Source organism: Nonomuraea sp. K271 (assembly GCF_009908215.1).
GTDB lineage: Bacteria > Actinomycetota > Actinomycetes > Streptosporangiales > Streptosporangiaceae > Nonomuraea > Nonomuraea longispora.
Genome location: NZ_JAAAHR010000021.1, coordinates 1 through 24,979, shown reverse-complemented (window position 1 = coordinate 24,979; position 24,979 = coordinate 1). Strand labels below are relative to the sequence as shown.

The 24,979-nt window shown below is 69.1% G+C and carries 18 protein-coding genes and 1 tRNA gene; 10 read left to right on the top strand and 9 right to left on the bottom strand.

Translation table 11 applies throughout. From position 1 onward, the window contains the following. Positions 1–424: 424 nt before the first annotated feature. From rpsA to polA, 3 genes are all read right to left on the bottom strand, one after another. Entirely contained in the window at positions 425–1,912 is a 1,488-nt protein-coding gene (gene rpsA / locus GUY59_RS10095; RefSeq protein ID WP_132332469.1) for a 30S ribosomal protein S1, read from the bottom strand. Positions 1,913–2,104: 192 nt separating this feature from the next. Then, complete coding sequence (locus GUY59_RS10090) at positions 2,105–3,178, bottom strand: polysaccharide deacetylase family protein (protein ID WP_252374856.1); 1,074 nt, start codon at positions 3,176–3,178, stop codon at positions 2,105–2,107. Between the two features lie 131 nt (positions 3,179–3,309). Continuing rightward, on the bottom strand, positions 3,310–6,000 hold the full coding sequence (gene polA / locus GUY59_RS10085; protein WP_138199903.1) for a DNA polymerase I: 2,691 nt from the start codon (positions 5,998–6,000) through the stop codon (positions 3,310–3,312). Between the two features lie 80 nt (positions 6,001–6,080). On the opposite strand from polA, the gene GUY59_RS10080 reads away from it, so the two are divergent. The 5 genes from GUY59_RS10080 (at position 6,081) to GUY59_RS10060 (ending at position 10,888) form a co-directional block, all read left to right on the top strand. Beyond that, positions 6,081–6,476 carry a PaaI family thioesterase gene (locus GUY59_RS10080; protein WP_236667004.1) on the top strand — a complete coding sequence of 132 codons (396 nt, stop codon included), beginning with the start codon at positions 6,081–6,083 and terminating at the stop codon, positions 6,474–6,476. 394 nt (positions 6,477–6,870) lie between these two features. Next, the gene (locus tag GUY59_RS10075; protein WP_236667003.1) at positions 6,871–8,163 is read left to right on the top strand and encodes a branched-chain amino acid ABC transporter permease; all 1,293 of its coding nucleotides are present in this window, start codon (positions 6,871–6,873) and stop codon (positions 8,161–8,163) included. Positions 8,164–8,179: 16 nt separating this feature from the next. After that, the gene (locus GUY59_RS10070; protein ID WP_132340397.1) at positions 8,180–9,178 is read left to right on the top strand and encodes a branched-chain amino acid ABC transporter permease; all 999 of its coding nucleotides are present in this window, start codon (positions 8,180–8,182) and stop codon (positions 9,176–9,178) included. Between the two features lie 4 nt (positions 9,179–9,182). Beyond that, positions 9,183–10,106 carry an ABC transporter ATP-binding protein gene (locus GUY59_RS10065; RefSeq protein ID WP_236667002.1) on the top strand — a complete coding sequence of 308 codons (924 nt, stop codon included), beginning with the start codon at positions 9,183–9,185 and terminating at the stop codon, positions 10,104–10,106. Then, complete coding sequence (locus tag GUY59_RS10060; protein ID WP_132340393.1) at positions 10,103–10,888, top strand: ABC transporter ATP-binding protein; 786 nt, start codon at positions 10,103–10,105, stop codon at positions 10,886–10,888. The genes GUY59_RS10065 and GUY59_RS10060 overlap by 4 nt, the downstream gene beginning before the upstream one ends. 237 nt (positions 10,889–11,125) lie before the next feature. Here GUY59_RS10060 and GUY59_RS10055 read toward each other — a convergent pair whose 3' ends face one another. Beyond that, the gene (locus GUY59_RS10055; RefSeq protein ID WP_138199901.1) at positions 11,126–12,427 is read right to left on the bottom strand and encodes an ABC transporter substrate-binding protein; all 1,302 of its coding nucleotides are present in this window, start codon (positions 12,425–12,427) and stop codon (positions 11,126–11,128) included. 188 nt (positions 12,428–12,615) lie between these two features. On the opposite strand from GUY59_RS10055, the gene GUY59_RS10050 reads away from it, so the two are divergent. Next, on the top strand, positions 12,616–13,452 hold the full coding sequence (locus GUY59_RS10050; protein WP_138199900.1) for a hypothetical protein: 837 nt from the start codon (positions 12,616–12,618) through the stop codon (positions 13,450–13,452). Positions 13,453–13,495: 43 nt separating this feature from the next. Here GUY59_RS10050 and GUY59_RS10045 read toward each other — a convergent pair whose 3' ends face one another. Continuing rightward, on the bottom strand, positions 13,496–14,797 hold the full coding sequence (locus tag GUY59_RS10045; protein WP_138199899.1) for an ABC transporter substrate-binding protein: 1,302 nt from the start codon (positions 14,795–14,797) through the stop codon (positions 13,496–13,498). Positions 14,798–15,263: 466 nt separating this feature from the next. Beyond that, a complete protein-coding gene (locus tag GUY59_RS10040; RefSeq protein WP_132340385.1) occupies positions 15,264–15,908 on the bottom strand; it encodes an ANTAR domain-containing response regulator in 645 nt (214 codons plus the stop codon). 48 nt (positions 15,909–15,956) lie between these two features. Here GUY59_RS10040 and GUY59_RS10035 point away from each other — a divergent pair. After that, positions 15,957–16,039: transfer RNA gene (locus GUY59_RS10035), tRNA-Leu, on the top strand. A gap of 257 nt (positions 16,040–16,296) precedes the next feature. Beyond that, entirely contained in the window at positions 16,297–17,049 is a 753-nt protein-coding gene (locus GUY59_RS10030; protein ID WP_138199898.1) for a YbaB/EbfC family nucleoid-associated protein, read from the top strand. Between the two features lie 132 nt (positions 17,050–17,181). On the opposite strand, the gene GUY59_RS10025 is transcribed toward GUY59_RS10030, so the two are convergent. Beyond that, on the bottom strand, positions 17,182–19,044 hold the full coding sequence (locus GUY59_RS10025) for a LysM peptidoglycan-binding domain-containing protein (RefSeq protein WP_161714477.1): 1,863 nt from the start codon (positions 19,042–19,044) through the stop codon (positions 17,182–17,184). Positions 19,045–19,445: 401 nt separating this feature from the next. Between GUY59_RS10025 and GUY59_RS10020 the strand changes: the two genes are divergently transcribed. Continuing rightward, positions 19,446–20,387 (top strand): methionyl-tRNA formyltransferase, encoded by a 942-nt coding sequence (locus tag GUY59_RS10020; RefSeq protein ID WP_138208533.1) that lies wholly within the window; start codon positions 19,446–19,448, stop codon positions 20,385–20,387. Here GUY59_RS10020 and panD read toward each other — a convergent pair. Then, entirely contained in the window at positions 20,374–20,781 is a 408-nt protein-coding gene (panD, locus tag GUY59_RS10015) for an aspartate 1-decarboxylase (protein ID WP_138208534.1), read from the bottom strand. The two genes, GUY59_RS10020 and panD, sit on opposite strands and share 14 nt — an antisense overlap. A gap of 116 nt (positions 20,782–20,897) precedes the next feature. Here panD and GUY59_RS10010 point away from each other — a divergent pair, with 116 nt between their 5' ends. Further along, positions 20,898–21,863, top strand: a complete 966-nt coding sequence (locus tag GUY59_RS10010) for an ABC transporter substrate-binding protein (protein WP_212746360.1) — start codon at positions 20,898–20,900, stop codon at positions 21,861–21,863. Here the strand turns inward: GUY59_RS10010 and GUY59_RS10005 are convergent. Further along, positions 21,856–24,979: non-ribosomal peptide synthetase (locus tag GUY59_RS10005; RefSeq protein ID WP_138208536.1), on the bottom strand; the 3,124-nt coding region annotated here is incomplete at its 5' end. The genes GUY59_RS10010 and GUY59_RS10005 overlap by 8 nt on opposite strands.

Sequence of the window (24,979 nt, the reverse complement as noted above, 5' to 3'; positions counted from 1 at the left end):
TGAGGCCACGACGACGACCCGCCGGTTCGGTCAGCCGGTAGAGGCCGTCGTCGGTGGGCACCAGGTCGCGGCGACCGGTTCGGCCCCCGGCCCCCACCCGTCGAACTGCCTGTACCTCTCCGCGAGGTAGGCCGGCTGCGCCACCGGCGAGTCGGTGCAGCCGTACGCGAGCGCCTGCGGCCCCCACAGGTCGTCGAGGTCGCTCTGCGGAAGGCCGAGGTGAAAGGGCTCGATGAGGTTCGTGCCGGGCGACCCCGGATACGGATGCGGCAGGAGTGCCTCCGCGTTGACCGCCGGCTCACCGCACGGGCCTGCGTACCGGCAGGGGTCCCCGTGGTGGCTCCTGCGCGCGAAAAGCCCCGCAAGCGTCTGCGTGCGGGGCTTTTCAGCAGGCCAGGGATCGAGCCGTAGCCTTAGGCGGACGTCAGCTCTGGCCGCCGGCGAGCTTCTCGCGCAGGGCCGCGAGCGCCTCGTCGGAGGCGAGCGCACCACTGGCGGGAGCCGACGACGAGCCGCCGCCGCCCGACTGGGCGGGCGAGTCGCCGCTGTAGGACGAGGGAGCGGCCTCGCCGGCCTCCGCCTCGGCCTTGCGGGCCTCCTCGATCTGCTTCCTGTGGGCCTCGAAGCGCTGCTGGGCCTCGGCGTACTGCCGCTCCCACTCCTCACGCTGCTTGTCGAAGCCCTCGAGCCACTCACCCGTCTCCGGGTCGAAGCCCTCGGGGTAGATGTAGTTGCCCTGGTCGTCGTAGGTGGCCGCCATGCCGTAGAGGGTCGGGTCGAACTCGACCTCGGTGCCGACACCCTCGTTGGCCTGCTTCAGCGACAGGCTGATGCGACGGCGGTCGAGGTCGATGTCGATGATCTTGACGAAGATCTCGTCGCCGACCTGGACGACCTGCTCCGGGATCTCCACGTGGCGCTCGGCCAGCTCGGAGATGTGGACCAGGCCCTCGATGCCCTCCTCGACCCGGACGAACGCGCCGAACGGCACCAGCTTGGTGACGCGGCCCGGAACGACCTGGCCGATCTGGTGGGTGCGGGCGAACTGCTGCCACGGGTCTTCCTGCGTGGCCTTGAGCGACAGTGAGACGCGCTCGCGCTCCATGTCGACGTCAAGGACCTCGACCGTGACCTCCTGGCCCACCTCGACGACCTCGGACGGGTGGTCGATGTGCTTCCAGGACAGCTCGGACACGTGGACCAGACCGTCGACGCCGCCGAGGTCGACGAAGGCGCCGAAGTTGACGATCGAGGAGACGACGCCCTTGCGGACCTGGCCCTTCTGGAGGGTGTTGAGGAACGTCTGGCGAACCTCGGACTGCGTCTGCTCCAGCCAGGCACGGCGCGACAGGACCACGTTGTTGCGGTTCTTGTCGAGCTCGATGATCTTGGCTTCGAGCTCGCGGCCGACGTACGGCTGCAGATCGCGGACACGCCGCATCTCGACCAGGGACGCCGGGAGGAAGCCACGGAGGCCGATGTCGAGGATGAGACCACCCTTGACGACCTCGATGACGGTGCCGGTGACGATGCCGTCCTCGTCCTTGATCTTCTCGATCGTGCCCCAGGCGCGCTCGTACTGGGCGCGCTTCTTGGACAGGATCAGACGGCCCTCTTTGTCCTCCTTCTGGAGAACCAGGGCCTCGACGTGTTCGCCGACCTCCACGACGTCAGCAGGGTCGACATCGTGCTTGATCGAAAGCTCGCGCGAGGGGATGACACCCTCGGTCTTGTAGCCGATATCGAGAAGGACCTCGTCTCGATCGACCTTGACGACGGTGCCCTCGACAATGTCGCCGTCGTTGAAGTACTTGATGGTCTCGTCGATCGCTGCGAGGAAGGCTTCCTCGGACCCGATGTCGTTGACCGCTACCTGCGGGGTGCTCGAGGTGGCCTCAGTGCTGGACGTCATGTGTGGAATTGCTCCGAACGCGGACAGGATGTCGATGTGGCGGATGCGCGGCAGGCCCTCTTCCGCATCAAGCCGAGGAATGACGACATCGACGTGACCGAGCGCGAGCCCGCTCCGTCTGAGGCGCGCGCGAGCCCACAGCGCAGCGATCAGCATATGAGACGTTGGCCACGGGGTCAATCCAGGGAGGGGTCAGTACGCGATGACCTGGCGCCCTCGCTTGGCGTCGATATTACCGCGTAGTTTCTTCGGGATGGAGATCCTTTCGGGATCTCCGTCGGAAACGTAGCGCTCACCAGGGTGCTTGCGCAGCCAGTCGAGCCAGTGGTCGGAGCACCACTTGCGGCACTCGCCCTTCTTGGCGTTGCTCTGGATGCGCTGGATCGCACCCCGGTCGAACTTTTTCGCGTAGGGCGAAACCGACGGCTCGGCTCCGGCGAGGAACACGCCCGCGAAATCGTAACGTGTGCCGTCCCACGCGCCGGCCCGCGCGGGCTTCTTCCCGCGGGGCAGCGAGCCGTACGGCAGCGCCATGGTCCTGGAGGCCGGCACGCCCAGCTCCTTCAGCAGGCGTTCGAGCCGGACGATCTGCTCGCGTACCTTCCGTCGCTTGATCGCCCGGAGGTCGGGGTGGCTCCAGGTGTGGTTGGCGACCTCATGGCCGTGGTCGACCAGCCAGCGCACGGCCACCGTCTGCGACGGCCTGTCGCGTAGCCCGAACGGCTCCTTGTTGATCCAGAACGTGGCCACCGGCCGGAAGGACGGGTGTTTCCTCGCGACCTCCTGCATCACGGCCACGGCCGTGCCGGGCGCGGGGTTGCCGGCGGCGTCGAGGGCGAAGTGGCTGGGGTGCCCGTCGTCGAACGTGAGCACGACGGGGAACCTCCCCGCCGGCACCCTGATGTCGCCGGCGACGAACTCGCCGGCCGTGATCGGCACGTAACCCTCCTTCGCCAGCCGCTCCAGCTCCTTCCTGAGCTGGGTGGGGGTCCTGTCGATGGAGGCCCGCCGTCTCGCGGTGATGCGGTGGTACATCAGCACCGGCACCAGGCCGGCCTCGTTGGCGCGCACCTGGCGGGCGAACTCGGGCGTGGACACGACGCCGGGCGGCTGACCCACCGGTGACGGGCTGGGCGGCGAGCCGGCCGACGGGGAGGACTGCCGAGGGCCGGCGCCCACCTCGGCGGCGTCGTCCGGCCGTGCGTGCGGCCGCGGCTCGTCAGGTAACAGGCTGAGCCCGATGATCGCGACTGTTATCACCACCACGTTCGCAACGCCGATGATCCGCGTGAGAGACGCTGGTAACCGCACAGAACTCCCGGGCCGCTCGGGTGAGAAACACGATCAGGTTAGTGCAGATCTCCCACGGCGGACGGCCCGCCAGGTCGTTGGCCGGGTCAGTGGCCGGCGTCCTCCCAGGTGCGCCCGACGCCCACGGAAACCTCCAGCGGCACGCGCAGGTGGTAGGCGGCGTTCATCTGGTCGCACACGAGCTGCGTGAGCGGCTCAAGCTCGCCGGGCGCCACCTCGAACACCAGCTCGTCGTGGACCTGCAGCAACATCCGGGAGGCCAGCCCCTCCTCGCCGAGCGCCTGCCGGACGTGGAGCATGGCGACCTTGATGATGTCGGCCGCCGAGCCCTGGATGGGAGCGTTGAGCGCCATGCGCTCGGCCATCTCACGGCGCTGGCGGTTGTCGCTGGTCAGGTCGGGGAGGTAGCGGCGGCGGCCCATGATGGTCTCGGTGTAGCCGTCGGCGCGGGCCTGCTGGACGATGGCGTGCAGGAAGTCGCGCACGCCGCCGAACTCGGTGAAGTATTCCTCCTTCAGCGCCCGTGCCTCGGCCACCGGGATGTTGAGCTGCTGGGCGAGCCCGAAGTCGGACAGGCCGTAGGCCAGGCCGTAGTTCATCGCCTTGATGCGGGCACGCAGCTCGCCGTCGATCTGCTCAGGCGGCAGGTCGAACACCCTCGCGGCGGTGGCCTGGTGGAAGTCGTGACCCGACTCGAACGCCTCGATCAGCGACTCATCGCCCGACAGGTGGGCCATGATGCGCAGCTCGATCTGGCTGTAGTCGGCCGTCAGCAGCGTCTCGTAGCCCTCGCCGACCACGAAGCCCTGCCGGATGCGGCGGCCCTCCGCGGTGCGGATCGGGATGTTCTGCAGGTTGGGCTTCTCCGACGACAGCCGGCCCGTGGCGGCCATGGTCTGGTTGAACGTGGTGTGGACGCGCCCGTCGTCGGCGATCTCCTTGATCAGGCCCTCGACGGTGATGCGGAGCCTGGCCTGGTCGCGGTGGCGCAGCATGATGGTGGGCAGCTCGTGCTCGGTCTGGGTGGCCAGCCAGGCGAGCTGGTCGGCGTCGGTGCTCCAGCCGGTCTTGATCTTCTTCGTCTTGGGCAGGTTGAGCCGGACGAAGAGGATCTCCTGCAGTTGCTTGGGCGAGCCGAGGTTGAACTGCTCGCCGACCGAGCGGTGCGCCTCCTCGACGGCGTGCTTGACGGCGGCGCCGAACTCGGCCTCCAGGCCCGCGAAGTATTCGCTGTCGACGGCGATGCCGGCGCGCTCCATCTCGGCCAGCACCGACAGCAGCGGCAGCTCCACGTCGGCCAGGAGCTGGGTGCCGCCCCTGCCCTCGAGGAAGGTCTCCAGGGATTCGGCCAGCTCGCGTACGGCGTGGGCGCGCAGCGCGAGGTCCTTGGCCGGGGCGTCCTCGTCGTCGCCGAACAGCGCGGCCTGGCCGTTGGACTCCTCCTCGGCGCGCAGGTCGCGGTTGAGGTAGCGCCTGGCGAGGTCTTCCAGGGCGAACGTGCGCTGTCCCGGCATCGCGAGGTAGGCGGCCAGCGCGGTGTCGCAGCTCAGGCCGCGCAGCTCCATGCCCTGCGCCCAGAGGGCCAGGATGGGGCCCTTGGCGTCGTGGACGGCCTTGGGGTGGGCGTCGTCGCCCAGCCAGGCGCGCAGGGCCGTCTCGTCGGCCTCGGTGAGCTTGACGGGGTCGATGTAGGCGGCCGTGCCGTCGGGCGAGGCGATGGCGATGCCCTCGATGCGCCCGCTGCCGCTGCCGTAGGCGCCCCTGAACGCCAGGCCCGTGCGGCCGGCGGGCAACGCCGACAGCCAGCCCGCGACGCGGTCGGGGCCGAGCAGCACGGTCTCCACCTCGAAGCCCTGCTCGGGCTCCTGCTCGCCGGTGCCGAGCACCTTGAACACGCGCTCACGCAGCTCGCCGCGGATCTGCAGCGTGTCGAACAGTTTGTTGATCTCCTCGCGCTCCCACGTGCCCTGCGTGAGCTCGCCGGGACCGACCTCGAGCGGGACGTCGCGCAGCAGCTCGGTGAGCCGCCGGTTCATCAGCACCTGGGCGACGTGCTCGCGCAGCTTGTCGCCGACCTTGCCCTTGACCTCGTCGACCCGGTCGACCAGCGCGGTCAGCGAGCCGAACTCGCGCACCCACTTGGCCGCCGTCTTCTCACCCACGCTGGGAATGCTCAGCAGGTTGTCGCTGGGGTCGCCGCGCAGCGCCGCGAAGTCGGGGTATTGCGCGGGGGTCAGGCCGTATTTCTCCTGCACCGCGTCGGGCGTGAACCTCGTCATGTCGCTGATGCCGCGCCGGGTCATCAGGACCGTGACGTTGTCGTCGACCAGCTGGAGCGCGTCGCGGTCGCCGGTGACGATCAGGACGTTCATGTCCTGCGCGGAGGCCCGGGTGGCCAGGGTCGCGATGAGGTCGTCCGCCTCGAAGCCGGCCTTGGACAGCCGCGGGATGCGCAGCGTGTCGAGCAGCTCGAAGATGAGCTGCATCTGCCCGCGGAAGTCCTCGGGCGTCTCGCTCCTGTTGGCCTTGTAGTCGGAGTATTCCTCATGGCGGAACGTCGGCTCCGACCTGTCGAAGGCCACCGCCACGTGGGTCGGCTGCTCGTCGCGCAGGATGTTGGTCAACATCGAGGTGAACCCGTAGACCGCCTCGGTGTGCTGACCGTCGGTGGTCATCAGGTTGGCGTCCTTGAGCGCGTAGAACGCGCGATAGGCCAGGGAATGCCCGTCAAGCAGCAGCAGGCACGGGCGGCTGGGGGTCACTTCACTCTTCGGCACACCCGCAGCCTAGTCTGCGTCTGCGACAGAAAACCCGAGCTCGGAAGAGTGGAGACGTCCCTTTGACACAGACCAATCCCATGGACGTAGCGATGGTCGTCGACATGCACGCGGGCACGCTTCCCGAGCGGATGGGCATCGAGTTTCTCGAGGCCACGCCCGAGCGCGTGTCCGGCCGGATGCCGGTCGAGGGCAACACACAGCCGTACGGGCTGCTGCACGGCGGCGCGTCCGTGGTGCTGGCCGAGACCCTGGGCTCGGTGGCGGCGGCGATCCACGCCGGGCCCGGCCGCATCGCCGTGGGCATCGAGATCAGCGCCACCCACCACCGCTCCGCGAGCTCCGGCCACGTGACCGGCGTCGCGACCCGGTTGCACGCCGGCCGGACGCTGGCGACGTACGACATCGAGATCAGCGACGAGCAGGGGCGTCGGGTCTGCACCTCTCGCCTCACCTGCATACTGCGCGACCGCTGACACGAAGTTCACGTGCGCCCAGCCTTTGCGCACGCCCCCCGCGGGTCGCTACGGTTGTGCGAACAGCCCGCGGGGAGGCCCAGTAGAAAACGTGTACGGCCGGGGAAGCCCTACACGGCCCCAAAGGCCGCCCCGCGGGCTCGTCGACATCCGCAGCCGAGCGTTATCCGATGTTTTCCTAATGCGCCAGGCGTCTCCCTGATCCTGCCCCTGACCTGCTCGTTGGTTGCTCACATCAGTGACACGCACATGTCACTAATTGGTGACGAACGATACTGAAACGGGCGCACCCAGAATAGGCTCCCGCCATTGCATCCCAGTTGTGCCTGCGATGCGCGCGTGTCGAGATGGAGGGGGCAACACCCCGCCTTGACCTATTTTCGAGGGAGCACCATTGCGCAGAGCCGTGATCGCGTTCACGGCCTTCCTGGGTGGACTCATCTTCCTGCTCGCCGGCCCCGCCCACGCGGGCCCGGCCGACTGCCAGGGCGTGAGGGGAACACTCAACTTCCAAGGCCAGCCAGTGAACGGCGCCAAAATCTCCGTGACCACCGAGGACGGCAAGCCCGTCGCGGAGGCCACCACCGACGCTCAGGGCAGATGGGATGTCCAGGTCGAGGATCCAGGCCGGTACAAAGTCACCCTGGATCTCGGCAGCCTTCCGCAGAACGCCGAGGCGCGCGGCGGCACGAACGTCCGCACGCTGAGCGTCCATGAGGGCAACTGCTCCACCGCCCTGTTCCCCCTCCAGCCGAAAGGCGGTGAAGGCCAGGACCAGGGGCAGGAGAGCACCGACAACAGCGCGTTCTGGACCCGCGCCGCGCAGCTCACCTTCGAGGGCTTCAACCTCGGCCTGATCATCGCCCTGGCCGCGCTCGGCCTGTCGCTCATCTACGGCACGACCGGCCTGACCAACTTCGCCCACGGCGAGCTGGTCACCCTGGGCGCGATCCTCGCCTACGGGTTCAACGCGGGCATGGGCCTGAACCTCATCCCGGCCGCGGCCATCGCCGTCATCGTCGCCGGCCTGCTCGGCTATCTGCAGGACCGCTTCTTCTGGGGACAGTTGCGCAGGCGCGGCACCGGCATCATCGCCATGATGATCATCTCGATCGGCGTCGCGCTCTTCCTGCGCTACCTGTTCCTGATCGTCTTCGGCGGCCAGACCGAGGCGTACACGCAGTACAACGCGCAACCCGGCGTGCAACTGGGGCCGATCTCGGCCGCGCCGAAGAACTTCGTCGCCATGGGCATCGAGCTGGTCGTGCTCATCATCGTCGGCATCGCGCTGCTGCGCACCCGCACCGGCAAGGCGGCCCGCGCGGTGGCCGACAACCCGGCGCTCGCGTCGTCGTCCGGCATCAACGTCGACCGGGTCGTGCGCATCATCTGGACGATGGGCGGCGCCATCGCCGCGCTCGCGGGCATCATGCTCGGCCTCTCCCAGAACCTGAAATACACGATGGGCCAGGAGATGCTCCTGCTCATCTTCGCCGGCGTGACGCTCGGCGGTCTGGGCACCGCGTTCGGCGCGCTGATCGGGTCGCTGGTGGTCGGCCTGTTCATCCAGGTCTCGACGCTGTGGGTGCCTCCAGAGCTCAAGAGCGTCGGCGCGCTCGCCGTTCTCATCATCGTGCTCCTCGTCCGGCCGCAGGGCATCCTGGGCCGCCGCGAGCGGATCGGCTGATCGGGGGAGGATCAGAATGGACTGGATCACGATCATCAGCACCACCATCAAGGCCTCGGTGGGCGTCGAGACGGTGCTGTACGGCATCGCCGCCATCGGTCTCAACATCCACTTCGGCTACACCGGCCTGCTCAACTTCGGCCAGGCCGCGTTCATGGGCGTGGCCGGCTACGGCCTGGCGGTCACCGTCGTCGTCCTCGGCATGCCGTTCTGGGTCGGCGTCATCTTCGGCCTGATCGCGGCGGTTATCCTGGCGTTCCTGCTGGGCATACCGACGCTCCAGCTGCGCGCCGACTACCTCGCCATCGTCACCATCGCGGCGGCCGAGATCGTCCGGCTCGTCTTCCGCTCCGTGCAGTTCAAGGACGTCTTCGGCGGCTCCGACGGCCACCGCGGCTTCACCGACGGCTTCTACGCGCTCAACCCCTATCCCGCCGGAAACTACGGCTTCAACCTCGGCCCCGTCCCGCTGTTCTTCAACCACCGCACGATGTGGGTGATCACCGTCGGCTGGGTGCTCATCGCCCTGGCCTGCCTCATGGTGCATCTGCTGATGAAGAGCCCCTGGGGCCGCGTGCTCAAGGCCATCCGCGAGGACGAGGACGCCGTGCGCAGCCTCGGCAAGAGCGTCTTCTCCTACAAGATGCAGGCGCTGGTGCTGGGCGGCGTGATCGGCTGCATGGGCGGCTTCATCTACGGTCTGGGTTATGCCTCGGTGCAGCCTGACGTGTTCGGCACCGAGACGACGTTCTACATGTACACGATGGTCATCCTCGGCGGTGCGGCCCGCGTGCTCGGCCCGGTCATCGGCTCGATGGTGTTCTGGGTCCTGCTCGTCTTCATCTACGGTGTGCTCTCCGAGGCGGTCCGCGTTGGGTACATCACCTTCATGGACACCAACCAGGTCGGCGCCCTGCGCTGGATCCTGGTCGGCGCCGGCTTGATCCTGTTGCTTGTCTACCGGCCACAGGGCATCTTCGGTGACAAGAGGGAGATCGCAATCGATGCACGCTGAGACCATGAGCACCGACCGGAAGGCGGCCGCCCTTGCCGCCTTCAAAGACCTGGCCCGCGACCCCGGCGTGCCCAAGCCGGACCCCATCCTGGTGGTGGACAACGTCGTACGCCGCTTCGGCGGCCTCACGGCCGTCGACGTCGGCCACGTGGAGATCCAGCGCGGCTCCATCACGGCGCTGATCGGCCCCAACGGCGCCGGCAAGACCACGTTCTTCAACCAGCTGACCGGTTTCGACACGGCCGACTCCGGCACGTGGACGTTCAACGGGCGGTCCATGAACGGCGTGCCCGCCCACAAGGTGGCCCGGCGCGGCATGGTCCGCACGTTCCAGCTCACCAAGGCGCTCTCGCGCCTGACGGTGATGGAGAACATGCGACTCGGCGCCCAGCAGCAGAAGGGCGAGAACTTCTGGCGCGCGCTCGTGCCACGCGTGTGGCGCGCCCAGGAGGACGAGATCACCGAGCGGGCCGAAGAACTGCTGGCCCGCTTCAAGCTCGACGCCAAGCGCGACGACTTCGCCGGATCGTTGTCCGGCGGCCAGCGCAAGCTGCTGGAGATGGCCCGCGCGCTCATGGTCAACCCCGAGCTGGTCATGCTCGACGAGCCCATGGCGGGCGTCAACCCGGCGCTGACCCAGTCGCTGCTCGGCCACGTCAAGGACCTGCGCGAGCAGGGCATGACGGTGCTGTTCGTCGAGCACGACATGGACATGGTCCGCGACATCAGCGACTGGGTGATCGTCATGGCCCAGGGCGCGGTCATCGCCGAGGGTCCGCCCGCGACGATCATGTCCGACGATCGCGTCATCGACGCCTACCTGGGCGCCCACCACGACGCGCCGCTGTCCGAGGGCGAGCTGGAGGAGCAGCTGCAGCAGGCCGAGGCCGCGCTGGAGGCCGAGATCGAGGAGGAGACGCAGAAGTGAACGCCGGCCCAGAGTCGAAGGCGGCCGTCACCGACCGCAGTGCGCACCTGGAGGGCGCCGAGGACGCCGTGCTCCGGTGCGACGAGCTGATCGCCGGCTACCTGCCGGGCGTCAACATCCTCAACGGCTCCGACCTCTACGTCAAGGACGGCGAGCTGATCGGCATCATCGGCCCCAACGGCGCCGGGAAGTCGACGCTGCTCAAGGCCGTGTTCGGGCTCGTCAACATCCGCAGCGGCACGGTGCTGCTCAAGGGCGAGAACATCACCAACATGAAGGCGCACACGCTGGTCGCCCGCGGGGTCGGCTACGTCCCCCAGACCAACAACGTCTTCCCCAGCCTCACCATCGAGGAGAACCTCGAGATGGGCGCCTTCCAGACACCGGGGAAGTTCAAGGAGCGCTTCGAGTTCGTGTCCGAGTTGTTCCCCGCGCTCAGGGAGCGGCGCAAGCAGCGCGCCGGCTCCTTGTCCGGCGGCGAGCGGCAGATGGTGGCGATGGCGAGGGCCCTGATGACCGAGCCCTCCGTGCTGCTGCTCGACGAGCCGTCCGCCGGGTTGTCGCCCAAGCTGCAGGACCTGGTGTTCATCCAGGCCCAGCAGATCAACAAGGCGGGCGTGACGGTCATCATGGTGGAGCAGAACGCGCGCCGCTGCCTGCAGATCTGCCACCGCGGCTATGTGCTCGACCAGGGCCGCAACGCCTACACCGGCACCGGGAGGCAGCTCGCCGACGACCCCAAGGTCATCGAGCTCTACCTCGGCACGCTGGCCAGAGCGTAGATCCGCCGTCAGGCGCGAACGGCGGAAGGGCTCCCGATGGGCCCTTCCGCCGTTTTTCCATGACCGATGTGAATCGTTCGGTGACAGTCGCTCTGATGCTCCCCGGCCCTCCTCGCCGGCTGCCAGGGTGCACGGCATCACGTGGGAGTTCCGGCGGCCGATTGTCCGGCTGCGCGTGACACGTCGAAGGGCCCGGTCTCGGACCGGGCCCTTCGACGTTCACGCGGGTGACCGGGGTCAGCCCTCGATGTTGCCGGTGCGGTACTCGAGCGCCTTGACCGGGTACTTGTTGTTGTCGCCGTACTCGTAGATGCCGATGGTGGCGACGGCCGGGTCACCGGCGTCGTTGAACTCGACCGGGCCGCTGATGCCGTCGTAGTCGATGTCCTTGCCGGCCTTCAGCAGGTCGACGCACTCCTTGAAGTTCTTGCACTTCTCGCCGCCCTTGCTCACCTCGGCCAGCTTGGCCGCGATGTCGGCGCCCGCGTCGCTCTTGGCGGCCTCGGCGGCCAGCGCGATCAGGTTGGCCGCGTCATAGGACTCGGGAGCGTAGGTGAAGTCCTCGAGCTTGGGGTCGACCTCGAGGAGGTTCTTCCTGAAGGTGTCGGGAGCGGAGGCGCCGGGGTAGGTGCCCTTGACGCCCTTGAGCGTGCCCTTGGGCATCTCCACGTAGTTGGTGTTCGACATGTTGCCGTCCACCATGTACCACTTGTGCTTGCTGGCCGGCATGCCCTGCTTGACCAGCTCGCCGATGACCTTTGCGGTCTCCTCGAAGCCGATCAGGACGATGCCCTTCGGGTTCTTCGCCTTGATCTTGGCGATGTCGGCGGAGAAGTCAGGGGCCTTGGGGTCATAGTCGACCCGCTCGACCACCTGGGCGCCGGCCTCGGTGGCGACCTTCTCCACCTGGTCGGCCAGGCCGGTGCCGTACGAGTCCTGCATCGCCATGATGGCGACCGTGTCGTTGCCGTCGGACACCACGAGGTCGCCCAGCACGCGCCCCTGCAGCTTGTCGGGCGGCGAGGTACGGAAGTAGAGGCCGTTGTCCTTGATCGTGGTGAACTTGTCGGAGGTGTTGGCGGGCGAGAAGTGCACCACACCGGCGCCCGTGATCTTGTCGATCACCGACTCCGACACCGACGACGACGCGGCGCCGATGATGGCGTCGGCCTTCTGCGCAAGCAGCTTGTCCACCGACTGCGACGCGATGTTGGTCGTCGTGTCGCCCGAGTCGGTGTCGAACTTCTCAACGGGCTTGCCGAGCACTCCCCCGGCCTCGTTGATCTCCTTGAGCGCGAGGTCGACGCCCGCGAACTCGGGCGGGCCGAGGAACGCCAGCGAGCCGGTCTGGGGCAGCAGCGTGCCGAGCGTGAGTGTGCCGTCACCCTTCGCCGCGGCCGGTGCCGAGGAGGATGTGGCAGGCGCGGCACTTTCGGAAGTTTGCGTGGCCGTGTCGCCGCCACCACCGCAGGCTGTCAGGGCCAGGCTGGTGGCAGCCGCGACAGCCAGCGCCCGTCCCACGGGAGCAATGCGGATCATGAAGTGTCTCCTTCATTTCAGGCCGGGGATCCGTCAGCACCGCCGAACGTTCCCGATCGAATGACGGAAACGTACAAAACTCCCGCATGCTCCAACTAGATGCCGTGAAGAACTGTCGGCACTTGGATGCGGAGTCGTAATCAGTCCTCAACTTACGGACCTGCGGAAGCAGCTTTAATCTGCGTCAGGTGAAGCGTGTTACCACATTCCTGGCCGTGGTGGCCCTTGTCGCCGGTTGTGGCTCCTCGGAGCCGCCGGCTCCTTCGGGCCCGCCCGACGGCGTCTCCGTCACGCTCGGGCAATGGCGTTCCGACGAGCCGGCACACCGGCTCCAGGTGGCCGTGCGCAACACCCGGGACACCCCGGTCTATTTCGCCGACGTCCAGCTGGTGACGCCGTCGTTCCGTACGGTGCCCGCGAGCAGGGCCGACGCGGCCATCGGCAGAACCGAGCGCACCGACCTGCCCATCCCGTACGGCGCCGCGAACTGCTCCCCCGGCGGCCTGCCCGAGGTGCGGCCCGCCACCGTCGTGGCCCACCTCCGCGTCGGCTCGGAACCGCTGCGCGAGGTCGCTTTCGACCTGCCCCACCCCGACCCGCTGCTCGCCAGGCTGCTGCGCGACGAGTGCTCGGAGTTCCTCATCCAACAGGCCGTGAGCATCGCGTTCGGCCAGGAGTGGACGGAGTCCGGCAAGACCATGCGCGGCGAGCTGGTCGTCACCCGGCGCGGCGCCGGAGCGGTGAGGCTGGCCGCCATGGGCGGCACGACGCACTACAACGTCGCCTACGACGGCCGCTCGCTCGGCCTGCTGCCGCCCGCCGAGGAGCGCCTGGAGATCCCGGTCGAGCTCACCCCCGCCCGCTGCGACGGCCACGCGTTCGGCGAGGCCAAAAAGGCCTTCCAGTTCCCCGTACGGGCGAGCATCGACGGGGGCGAGGAGCGCGTCATCGTCGTGGCGCCGCCCAAGCCGCTGCAGGACCGCCTGATCGGCTACGCCTCCAGGGCGTGCGGCTTCGGCCGCTGAGCGACCCGCCGCTCGCGGGACCGCTCAGCGGCCGGACCCGAGGTCAGCCCTCGATGTTGCCGGTGCGGTACTCCAGCGCCTTGGTGTCGTAGGTGTTGTTGTCGCCGTACTGGTAGATGCCGATCGTGGCGACGGCCGGGTCACCGGCGTCGTCGAACTCGACCGGGCCGCTGATGCCCTCGTAGTCGATGTCCTCGCCGTCCCTGAGCAGGGCTGCGCACTCCTTGAAGGTCTTGCACTTCTCGCCGCCCTTGCTGACCTCGGCCAGCTTGGACGCGATCGACGCGCCGGAGTCGTCCTTCGCCGCCTCGGCGGCCAGCGCGATCAGGTTCGCCGCGTCGTACGACTCCGCCGAGTACGTGAAGTCGTCGAGCTCGGGGTTGAGCTTCTTGAGCTTCTTCCTGAAGTCGTCGGGAGCCTCCGCGCCCGGGATGGTGCCCTTGACGCCCGTGAGCGTGCCCTTGGGCATCTTCACGTAGTTGGTGTTCGACATGTTGCCGTCCACCATGTACCACTTGACCTTGTCGGCCGACAGTCCCTGCTTGACCAGCTCCGCGATGACCTTGGCGCCCTCCTCGAAGCCGATCAGCACGACCGCCTTCGGGTTCTTCGCCTTGATCCGTGCCACGTCGGCGGAGAACTCCGGCGCCTTCGGGTCGTAGTCGACCCGCTCCACGACGCTCGCCCCGGCCTCCTCGGCGGTCTTGGTGACCTGGTCGGCCAGGCCCGAGCCGTACGAGTCCTGCATCGCGAGGATGCCGATGGTGTCGTTGCCGTCGGCGGCGATCAGGTCGCCCAGCACGCGGCCCTGCAGCTTGTCCGGCGGCGCGGTGCGGAAGTAGAGGCCCTGGTCCTTGATCGTGGTGAACTTGTCGGAGGTGTTGGCCGGCGAGAACTGCACCACGCCGGCGCCCGTCACCTTGTCGATGATCGACTCCGACACCGACGACGACGCCGCCCCCACGATCGCGTCCACCTTCTGCGCCAGCAGCTTGTCCACCGACTGCGACGCGATGTTGGTCGTCGTGTCGCCCGAGTCGGTGTGGACGGTCTTGACCGGCTTGCCGAGCACGCCCCCGGCGTCGTTGATCTCCTTGACGGCCTGGTCGACGCCGGCGAACTCGGGCGGGCCGAGGAACGCCAGCGAACCGGTCTGCGGCAGCACCGTGCCGAGGGTCAGCGTGCCGTCGCCCTTCGCCGCGGGAGCGGAGGACGCGGCGGACGAAGACGCCGGCTCGGACTGCTGCGCCGACGTGCCGTCGCCACCGCCGCCGCAGGCCGTGAGGGCCAGGCTCGCCGCGGCCGCGACGGCCAGCAGGCGTCCCGCTGGAGCAATGCGGATCATATAAAAGACTCCCCCAATCTCAGCGAAGGAACGTCCCCTTCGCCGGGTTTCCGAGCTCAGGATGCCTCTCGGATGGGACGGCCGGGGGTTGTTGCTCGGCTTTTATGCTGATTCGTAATGTCCTAAATACCCATTGTAATGGGACGTTTCACCACAGTTACTGACAGTTCGCACGAGGAACATCCCGGAGCCGAAATATCAGGATCAGGGCCGTAATGGTGGGAAAGTTGGGACGTAAGGGATTACTCCCGACCGCCCGCAATCACGACCGCGCTCGCCCGCCGGCGCCCTCTCCCGCGCCACGACCGCCACACCAGCCGAGCCGACGCCCAGGCCACCGTGCACCGCGCCGCCGGCGACAGGCCGGAGCGCTTGGGGGCGGAGCCGGTTGACCGCGATGCGGAACGCCGGTGGTGTCGTGGCCGGCAGCGGTCCGGCGGACCGTCTCACGCCAGGCGCGGGCGCCTCAGCCCCGATCGGCCGCGTCGTCGATAACGATCTGAGCAACCTCGCGCATGCTCAGCCGCCGGTCCATCGACGCCTTCTGGATCCACCTGAACGCCTGGGGCTCGCTCCAGCCGTGCTGCGTCATGAGCTGCCCCTTGGCGCGCTCGACCAGCTTCCTCGTCTCCAGCCGCTCCGACAGGTTCGACACCTCGGCGGCCAGCGCCACCATCTCCTCGTGCCTGCTGACCGCCATCTCGATGGCCGGCACCAGGTCGGCCTTCGTGAACGGCTTGACCAGGTAGGCCATCGCCCCCGCGTCCCTGGCTCGTTCGACCAGGTCACGCTGGGAGAACGCGGTCAGGATGAGGCAGGGGGCGATGCGTTCGCCGACGATGCGCTCGGCCGCGGAGATGCCGTCGAGCACGGGCATCTTGACGTCGAGAATGACGAGATCGGGTCTCAGCTCGGCGGCCAGCCGGATCGCCTGCTCGCCGTCGCCGGCCTCCCCCACGACGACGTAGCCGTCCTCCTGGAGCATCTCCTTGAGGTCAAGGCGGATCAGGGCCTCGTCTTCCGCGATCACTACTCGCCGCTGCGTACTCACGAGCGCAAGAGTACAGATGTCCGGTAGATTAGATCCACGCTGGCACCCGTCGCTGATCATTTTCGGCGGCGGAGTACAGTGCTGATCCGGACAAGTCCGGAAAAATCAGCCGGAATGATGGAATGGCAGACATGGACGCCTCAAAAGCGTCTGCTCGAAAGGGCGTGCGGGTTCGAATCCCGCTTCCGGCACCTCTGCCCCACCACGTGCCGTCGCCGCCGGTCACCATGCTGACCGCGCACAGGCACCCCGTCACGCCGACAGAAGCTTCCCCGCGTGCGCAGCCGTCCTCGCCGTCATGGGCCGCGCACTCGGCTTGGGGGCATGCCCGCCTTCTGGGCCACGCCCGGACGCGAGTCCGCCGGGTGGCTCGACCGCTACGTCCGGCCGTCATCCGGGTGCCCTAAACTAACGCGCTGACAGGGACGCGTGATCATTGGAGTGCCGCATGACTACGCCCTCCGGACGGGATGACGATCGCGAGATCTTGGCTGCGATCAACGGCAAGGTCGAGCAGATGGTGCGGGAGTCCTTGGCGGCGCGGGATCGCGATCGCGAGGTCGGCGGTGTCGGCCGGAGCGACGACGGGATGATCAAAGCCAAGGCCGACGCCGACGGCGCGATCGTCTCGCTCACGCTCGATCCGCGCGTGATGCGGCGTGACGCGGTTCGTCTCGCCGAGGATGTGGTCGCGGTGCTCGACGCGGCGCATCAGGACGCGCGGCGGCAGGCGCGGGAGGTGCTCGACGGCGCCGGGCTCGCCTCGATCACGTCGGACCCGCTCGGCGAGAGCCTGGCGGCCGACCGGGACGGGCGGGCGGTGAGCGGCGTCCTCCGCAGCCTTCTGGAGATGTCCGGCGCGGACGATGGGGAGCACGAGGACTTGCGCCGAATGCCCGACTTCCTGGAGAAGAAGTACGACGAGCTGCAGAGCGTGGCCGGCACGGGTACGAGCGCGTCCGGGCACGTCACGGCGACCGCGGACGCGCACGGACGCGTACGCGAGCTCGGCATAGGTCCACGCGCCATGCGGCTGGACAGTCACGTGCTGGCGGAGGACATCCTGGCGGCCGTGCGCGACGCGCGGCGCGCGGTCGTCGCCGAGGCGGAGGAGAAGGTGTCCGGCGCCATCCCCGAGCCCGGCAGCGGAGCGGGCGACGACGTCCCGCGCTCGGACGGCTCCCGGGGCAGGCGCCGGTGACCCTGGGCGGTGCCGCACACGCCCGCCGGCCAAGCGCCGATGCCCGGGACGGCACCGCACGCGCCCGCCGGCGAGGCACCGTGGCCCGGGACGGCGCCTCGCGTGACCGCTGCTGAGGCGCCGTCCGGGTCCCTAGGAGGCCTTCTGCTTGTCGAGTTCCGGGACCACCAGTTGCTGCCCGGGTGACAGGGCGCCATCCTTGATGCCTTCGAGCTGCCAGTTGGCCTGCGCGAGGAGCGACGCGTACCGTGCGTCGCCGTATTCGCGCTCGGCGATGTCCCACAGCGTGTCGCCGGTCCGCACCGTATGGGTGGTGGCGCCGACCGGTTGCCTGGCGTCGGAGCGTGATGGTTCGCCGCCGGAGTTGTTCTCCCAGTTCCGGTAGTCGGGGATCGTCAGGTCGACGGGCTCGCTCTGGCCGCGGGGCACCAGGGTGTAGTTGATCGTGCCCGGGAGGAGACCGAGGATGCGGCCCTTCCAGAAGGGGTTCAGGTTGAGGAAGGCGTTGACCGGCGCGATCTGCCTGGCCCGGTAGGTGAGGCTGTTCTTCGGGAGCCAGATCTTCGAGCCGTCGCTGAGCTTCATCTGGGCAAGATGGTTGCCGGGCAGAACACGTCCGTAGCGGACGTTGGTGGCCGACATCGCACGGCTCGGGTCGACGGGCCAGAGTTTCTTGAGTCCCCACTTGTCCGCGTTGCGCCAGGCGAGGTGCTTGAGGCCGGTCGCGTCACGGAGCAGTCCGTAGTATCCGGCGCCGAAGACCGCACTGACGCCGCCGACAATGACGCCGTCCTTGAGCGCGGCGCCGAAGCTCTTGTTCTCGAACATCATGCTGAGTGCGGTGGCGGCACCGGCGTTGATGCCGAGTTCGAGCGCCATGTTGAACCCGAGAGGGTGTGCCTGCGCGAACCTGGTGACCGAGCCGAGCCTCTTCATGAGGGAGAAGGCGCCGCCGAGGCCGAGGAGGAAGGACAGGGTGCCCAGCATGCCAGGGGAGACCGAGAAGGGATCTTCGACGCCCCGGCCGGCGTTCGCCAGCGAGGAGTTGACGTAGTTTGCGCCGACGACGCCGATCCCGTTCATCATGAATCCGCTCAGCACCGAGCCGCGTCCGGCCACGCTGGTTCCGAACCCCTTGCCGAGCTGCTTGAGCCTCGCGCGCAGTATTTTGATCACCAGCATGGCGCGCTGTCTGAGGGCGTGGGCGAACCTCACGAGGAAGGCGCGTACCGCGGGGTTGAGGATCGCCGCTCCGGCCATGATCACGCCGATCGCCGCGAGCGTCTGCAGGGTGCGCTTGACGACGTGCTTGGACCTGTGGGTCTCCTCGGCCGCGTTGCCGAGGATCTCGGCGGAGTGCTCGGAGCGCGCGGCCCACTCCGCCAAGGTCTGGGCCTCGTGCCGGCCGCCGGCCGGGTTGACGTGCTCTCTCCAGGCCGCGTGGTAGGTCTGGGCGGCATCTCCGCCCCAGCGTGCCTTCTCGACCTCGTCCTCGACCGCGTCGATGTCGGGCTGCAGTTGCCGGAGCCGGTGGGCGGTCTCCTCGCACGCCCGCTGCATCTCCAAGAGCTTGCGTTCGTAGTCGTCGCCGAGGCCCAGCAGGTCGAGGGTGGCGTTGAACGTCACGGACAGGGTGCCGGGGTCGGGCAGCTCGACGTTCTCGCGGAAGGGGGGCGGGTCGTCGGGCGGGAGGAGGCGCTCGCTCCAGCCGTAGTTGGCGGCGGAGTATTTCAGGTTGCTCCCGCCGTTGCGCAGGGCGCTGGAGCGCCGGTACATGGTGTCGGACAGGTCGCGGAAGAACTGGTTGTAGCCGCTGGCGAGTTCCGCAGCGCCGTCCTGGACGAGGGCGTACGTGTTCACGTCGCCCTTCGCGTGCGTGACGAACTCCCTGCGGATCAGGCCGAGTGTTTCGCCCGCGTCCTGGCTTCTCATGCCGGCCCGCTTGAGATGCTCAAGTCCTTCGGGGCCGGCGTAGCTGAAACCACTACTGGCCATGCACTTCCTCATTCACTTGACGATGTGGCCGCTCGACGGGATCACCGCCGCGGTCTCGTGCCGGCACGCCGTGGCCCGTGGATCCGGATCCTGTGGGATCGGTCGCCCGATGTGTGAACGACACGGCAGCCTCCGCCTCTCGATCAGTGAGGCGAAACAAGCCTGGCCCGGGGCGCCGAGACCCGATGCCAGCTGACGGCTTCGTTCGAAGGAGCGGCTTGTTTGGCCCGTAACCTGCTAGACATTAGTTGATCAGCAAATCTTCGGTCAACTGGGGTTTTACCACCCAACGTCGGTCATTTTCGCCATGCCAAAACGAGCCGGTAGCCAGCAGATCACCCTCCTCGCGACCAGATATTTAGGTTAGGCTCACCTAATTGGCTTATCCACAGGAGGCGCACATGCGGGTTGCGATGTTCGGCTACCAGACTTGGGGACACCGTACGTTGCAGGCACTGCTGGAATCCGGCCACGAGGTGGTGCTCGCCGTGACGCACCCCAGGAGCGAGCACGCCTACGAGAAGATCTGGGACGACTCCGTGGCCGACCTGGCGGCCGGGCACGGCGTCCCCGTGCTGCTGCGCTCCAGGCCGGACGACGAGCTGGTCACCGCGCTCAAGGAGGCCGAGCCGGACATCATCGTCGCCAACAACTGGCGCACCTGGATCCCGCCGGAGATCTTCCGGCTGCCCCGCCACGGCACGCTGAACGTGCACGACTCGCTGCTGCCCGCCTACGCCGGCTTCTCGCCGCTGATCTGGGCGCTGATCAACGGTGAGGAGGAGGTGGGCGTCACCGCCCACCTGATGGACGAGGAGCTGGACGCCGGCGACATCGTGCTGCAGCGGGCCGTACGCGTCGGCTCTTCCGACACGGCCACGGACCTGTTCCACCGGACCGTCGCCCTGATCGGGCCGATCGTGCGGGACGCGCTCACGCTCATCGAGAGCGGCCGGGCGGCACCGGTTCCCCAGGACCGATCGAGGGCCAGCTTCTTCCACAAACGGTCCGTCGAGGACAGCCGCATCGTCTGGAGCTGGCCGGCGCGGGACATCGAGCGGCTGGTACGCGCCCAGTCCGACCCGTACCCGAACGCTTTCACGTTCTACCGGGGTGAGCGCATCCGCGTGCTGAAGGCGTCGGTGTCGAAGGGCCGGTACGGAGGGACCCCCGGCCGGGTGTTCATCCACGAGGGCGACGGAGTCGTCATCGTCGCCGGCCCGGAGGCCCGCAGGGGGCGCGGCCACGGGCTGGTGATCGAGCAGGTCCGCACGGAGTCGGGTGCGGACCTGCCCGCCACGGAGTTCTTCCGCACGATGGGCGGTTACCTCACCGACCGGTGACCTGGGCGGACGAGCCCGGGGCCGGGGCGGCCAGGTCCGCCCCGAGGCCGACGATCCGGTTGCGCCCGTCGACGTGCACCACCAAGGGGACGTACGAGGCCGCCTCGTCGTCGGCCACGTGCCGGAAGGACATGATGATTACGAGGTCTTCGGGAGACACGAGGTGGGCGGCGGCCCCGTTGATGCCGATGACGCCCGAACCGGCCTCTCCTTCGATGGCGTACGTGACCAGCCGTGAGCCGTTGGTGATGTCGACGACGTGGACCTGCTCCCCCTCGATGAGCCCGGCCGCGTCCATGAGGTCCTTGTCGATGGTGATGGACCCGACGTAGTGGAGGTCGGCCTGCGTCACGGTGGCCCTGTGGATCTTCCCGCCGAGCAGGATGCGCTGCATCTTCAGCTCCCATGATCAATGTTAGGTAATGCTATCCTAAGTTGCATCCCATCGCCTGGCCAGAAGGACCACAGATGATCAGTTTCCGCACGCTTCGGCGAGCCTTAGTCAGCACTGTGTCAGGGGTCCTCCTGGCGGCCTCGCTGATCTCCTGTTCCGGCACGCAGGCTGAAGCCCCGCAGGCCGCCGCGCCGGCCGACCCCGCGTTCCCGGTCACCATCGACCACAAGTTCGGCAGCACCACGATCGAGTCCCGGCCGTCCCGGGTCGTCACCGTCGGATGGAACGACCAGGACTTCGCGCTCGCGCTGGGCGTGGTGCCGGTCAGCACGCGCGCGTGGTTCGACGAGTACGCGAACTTCCCCTGGGTAAAGGCGGCGCTGGGCGGCAGGAAGCTCTCCACGTTCTCGGCCGAGCTGAACTTCGAGGCCATCATCAAGCAGCGGCCCGATCTGATCATCGCCATCTACGAGACCGTCAACAAGGAGACGTACGACAAGCTCTCCCAGATCGCGCCGACGGTGATCCAGTCGGGCGACTACGCCGACGAGCAGACCCCGTGGGACGTCCAGACGCTCACCACCGGCAGGGCGCTCGGCAAGCCGGCCGAGGCGCGGGCGCTCGTCGACAAGGTCAACGCGAAGATCGCCGAGGCGAAGCAGGCGCATCCCGAGTTCGCCGGGAAGGTCCTCGTGGTGGACTTCGGGCCGGAGAACGGGCAGCACTGGCTGATCCCGGCCCGCGACCCGCGCCGCGCGCTGTTCGACGCGCTCGGCTTCGCCGCCCAGAGCGAGTCGGAGGAGATCAGCGAGGAGCGGCTCGACCTGATCGACCGGGACGTGTTGTTCGTCAACGGCGCGACCAGGGCCACGATGGTGAAGTCGCCGGTCTTCTCCCGGCTGAAGGTGGTCAGGACCGACCGCACGATCTACACGGACTTCTCCACCCCGCTCGGCGGCGCGCTGTCCTACAGCGGGCCTGACGCGCTGCTCTACGCGCTCGACGTGCTCGTGCCGCAGCTCGCCAACGCCGCCGACATGGACCCCTCGACCCCCGTCAAGGACCTGTCCGCCGTCACATGAGACGGGCCAGCAACGGCCCGAGGATCTCCAGGGTGCCGGCGTCCAGCAGCTCCGAATGCCGGCACCCGATCTCGGCCACGCGCAGTTCCCCCGCCACGTAGGGGCGCCACCGCTTCGAGGCCGCGCCGGTGAACCCCTGCTCGGGCACGGTCGCGTCGACGAAGAGCACGTCTCCGGGATAGACGTCGTACCGGGCCCGCGCCATCATGCGGTCGCCGGCCAGGTAGCTCTCCACGACCCGCTCGATCTGCTCGTCCTCCAGCGCCGCGACGCCGTCGCCCATGGAGCGCAGGAAGGCGACGGCGTCCGCGGCGGACATGCGTGCGTCCGGCACCCGGTAGCCCATCTCGGCCAGCAGCGCGGCGACGTCGGCCGCGCCGCCGCTCACCTCCACCGGCGTGTCGAGCATGCCGAGGAGGCGGATGTCGCGGCCCTGCGCCGCCAGCCGCACCGCCACCTTGTGCGCGACCGCGCCGCCGAACGACCATCCGAGCAGGGCGAGCGGCCCTTCGGGAGCCACACCGGCGATGAGGCCCGCGTACTCGGCGGCGAGGTCGTCCATGGTCGCGGGCAGGCCGCTGTCGCGGCTCAGCCGGGGCGACTGCAGCCCGTACAGGGGGACACCGTCGGGCAGGTAGCGCTTGAGCGGGGCGAAGGGCCAGCTCAGCCCGCCGGCGGGCGGGAAGCAGAACAGCGGCGTCCGGGTGCCGTCGCCCGGCCGCAGGCTCAGCAGTTCGGCCATGGCGTCGGCCACGGGCACGCCGCCGCTGATCCGTCTGGCCAGGGCGGCGGCGGTGGGGGCGGCGAACAGGTCCCCCACCGGAAGGTCCGCGCCCAGCCGGGCACGCAGGGCGGCGGCCAGGCGGACGAGCAGCAGCGAGTGCCCGCCGAGGGCGAAGAAGTCGTCGTCCACGCCGACAGGCCCGGTGCCCAGCACCTCCCCCAGGACCGCGCAGACGGCCGCCTCGGTACGTGTGCGCGGCTCGGCGCCGCCCGCCGTCTGCGCGAGGTCCGCCTCGGGCAGGGCGGCGCGGTCCACCTTGCCGTTCGGGGTGAGCGGCAGCTCGTCGAGGACGACGACGGCGGAGGGAACCATCCATGAGGGCAGCCGCCCCGCGAGGTGGTCGCGCAGCGCGGGCGCGGGCGCGGTGACGTACGCGACGAGCCGGTCCTGCCGGGCGACGACCGCGACCTGCGACACGCCGGGGCAGGTGGCCGCGACCGCCTCGATCTCGCCCGGCTCGACGCGGTGGCCGCGCACCTTGACCTGGTGGTCGGCCCGGCCGAGGAACTCCAGCTCGCCGCCGCCGTTCCAGCGGGCCAGGTCGCCGGTGCGGTACATGCGCCCGCCGGTGAACGGGTCGGCGACGAACCTGGACGCGGTCAGGCCGGGGCGGCGCAGATAGCCGCGGGTGACCTGGGCGCCGCCGAGATACAGCTCGCCGGCGACGCCTGGAGGCGCCGGGCGCAGCGCCGTGTCCAGCACGTACGCGGTCGTTCCCGGCAGGGGCCGTCCGAGCGTGGGAGGCTCGTCCCCGCGGACCGCCGCGGCGGTGGCCCACACGGTCACCTCGGTCGGGCCGTACAGATTCGTCACGGACACGGCGCGTGCGCTCAGGTCGCGGGCCAGGGAGGGCGGCAGCGCCTCGCCGCCGGCCAGGACGCGCACGCCGCGCAGCTCGGCCTCGGGCGGCAGGGTCGACCACAACGACGGCGTGGCCTGCATGACGCTGACGCGTTCTCTGCGCAGCAGCCCGGCCAGCATGTGCGGGTCGCGCACCTCCGCGTCGGAGGCCAGCACCACGCAGCCTCCCGCCGTCAGCGGCCCCATCAGCTCCAGGACGGAGATGTCGAAGGAGAGCGTCGTCACGGCGAGCAGCCGCTCGCCTGGCCCGGCCACCGGCAGCGCGGCGAGGAAACACTCCAGGTCGCGCTGGGTCACGACCACGCCCTTCGGGCGGCCGGTGGAGCCGGAGGTGTAGATGACGTACGCGGCCGAACGCGGGTCGCGCGGCGGCGGGACGAAGGAAGCGGGCACACCGGAGGGCGTGATGCCCTCGGGGAAGAGCTCGCGGGTGCGCTCGTCCACCACGATCGCGACCGGTCGCGCGTCGGCCACCATGAAGCGCAGCCGCTCGGCGGGGAACGCGGGGTCGAGAGGAAGGTAGGCGGCCCCCGCCTTGGCCACACCGAGCACGGCCACCAGCAGCGCGGCCGAGCGCGGCAGGGCGATCCCGACGAGGTCCTCGGGTCCGAGGCCGCCGAGCCGGGCGGCGAAGGCGTCGGAGGCGGCGTCGAGTTCGGCGTAGCTCATCGTCTCGCCGGCGAAGACGCAGGCGTCCGCGTCGGGGGTGAGCCGGGCCTGGGCGGAGAAACGTTCGTACCACGGCTGCCCGCCCGTCCGCGGCGGACCGCCGTCCTGCCATCGGGCGAGGTCGGCGCGGTCGTGCCCGGCGAGCACGCGAGCCTCCCCGACCGGCCGGTCCGGCCGGTCGGCGACCTCGCCGAGCAGCACGAGGAGACGGTCGACGAGCCGCCGCGCCGTCGCGGGGCGGAACCGGCCGGCGTCGTATTCGAGGATCACCTCGAAGGGCTCACCGTCGACGAAGGTGACGTTGAGGTCCACCTTCGGATCGGCGGCGACCGCGGGCGCCTCCCCCACCGGCAGGCCGAGCACCGTGCCGCGGCCGGCGGGCCGGCGCAGATAGCCGAGCATCACCTGGAACAGCGGGTTGCGGCCCTGCGCGCGTGCCGGGTTGACCGCCTCGACCACCTGCTGGAAGGGCAGGTTCGCGTGCTCGAACGCGGCCAGGTCGCTCTCGCGCACCCGGCGCAGCAGCTCGGTGAACGTGGGCGCGCCGGACAGGTCCGTACGCAGCACGACGGTGTTGACGAAGAACCCCACGAGGTCGTCCAGCACGGGATCGGCGCGGCCCGAGGCCGGGGTGCCGATCGGGATGTCGTCCCCGGCTCCGAGGCGGGACAGCAGGGTGGCCAGCGCCGCGTGCAGCACCATGAACAGGCTGGCCGACTCGGTCCGTCCCAGCTCGCGCAGCGCGGCGACCAGGTCGTGCGGCAGCTCGGCGCTCACCTGGCCTGCGGGCGGGGCCGCGGGT

What these genes read in the sequence shown, in the direction of transcription:
- GUY59_RS10070 (WP_132340397.1), top strand. Translation starts at nt 8,180, where the DNA reads ATGGACTGGATCACGATCATCAGCACCACCATCAAGGCCTCGGTGGGC.
- GUY59_RS10045 (WP_138199899.1), bottom strand. Translation starts at nt 14,797, where the DNA reads ATGATCCGCATTGCTCCAGCGGGACGCCTGCTGGCCGTCGCGGCCGCG.
- GUY59_RS10030 (WP_138199898.1), top strand. Translation starts at nt 16,297, where the DNA reads ATGACTACGCCCTCCGGACGGGATGACGATCGCGAGATCTTGGCTGCG.
- panD (WP_138208534.1), bottom strand. Translation starts at nt 20,781, where the DNA reads ATGCAGCGCATCCTGCTCGGCGGGAAGATCCACAGGGCCACCGTGACG.
- GUY59_RS10020 (WP_138208533.1), top strand. Translation starts at nt 19,446, where the DNA reads ATGCGGGTTGCGATGTTCGGCTACCAGACTTGGGGACACCGTACGTTG.
- GUY59_RS10025 (WP_161714477.1), bottom strand. Translation starts at nt 19,044, where the DNA reads ATGGCCAGTAGTGGTTTCAGCTACGCCGGCCCCGAAGGACTTGAGCAT.
- GUY59_RS10065 (WP_236667002.1), top strand. Translation starts at nt 9,183, where the DNA reads ATGAGCACCGACCGGAAGGCGGCCGCCCTTGCCGCCTTCAAAGACCTG.
- rpsA (WP_132332469.1), bottom strand. Translation starts at nt 1,912, where the DNA reads ATGACGTCCAGCACTGAGGCCACCTCGAGCACCCCGCAGGTAGCGGTC.
- GUY59_RS10040 (WP_132340385.1), bottom strand. Translation starts at nt 15,908, where the DNA reads ATGATCAGCGACGGGTGCCAGCGTGGATCTAATCTACCGGACATCTGT.
- GUY59_RS10080 (WP_236667004.1), top strand. Translation starts at nt 6,081, where the DNA reads ATGGACGTAGCGATGGTCGTCGACATGCACGCGGGCACGCTTCCCGAG.
- GUY59_RS10055 (WP_138199901.1), bottom strand. Translation starts at nt 12,427, where the DNA reads ATGATCCGCATTGCTCCCGTGGGACGGGCGCTGGCTGTCGCGGCTGCC.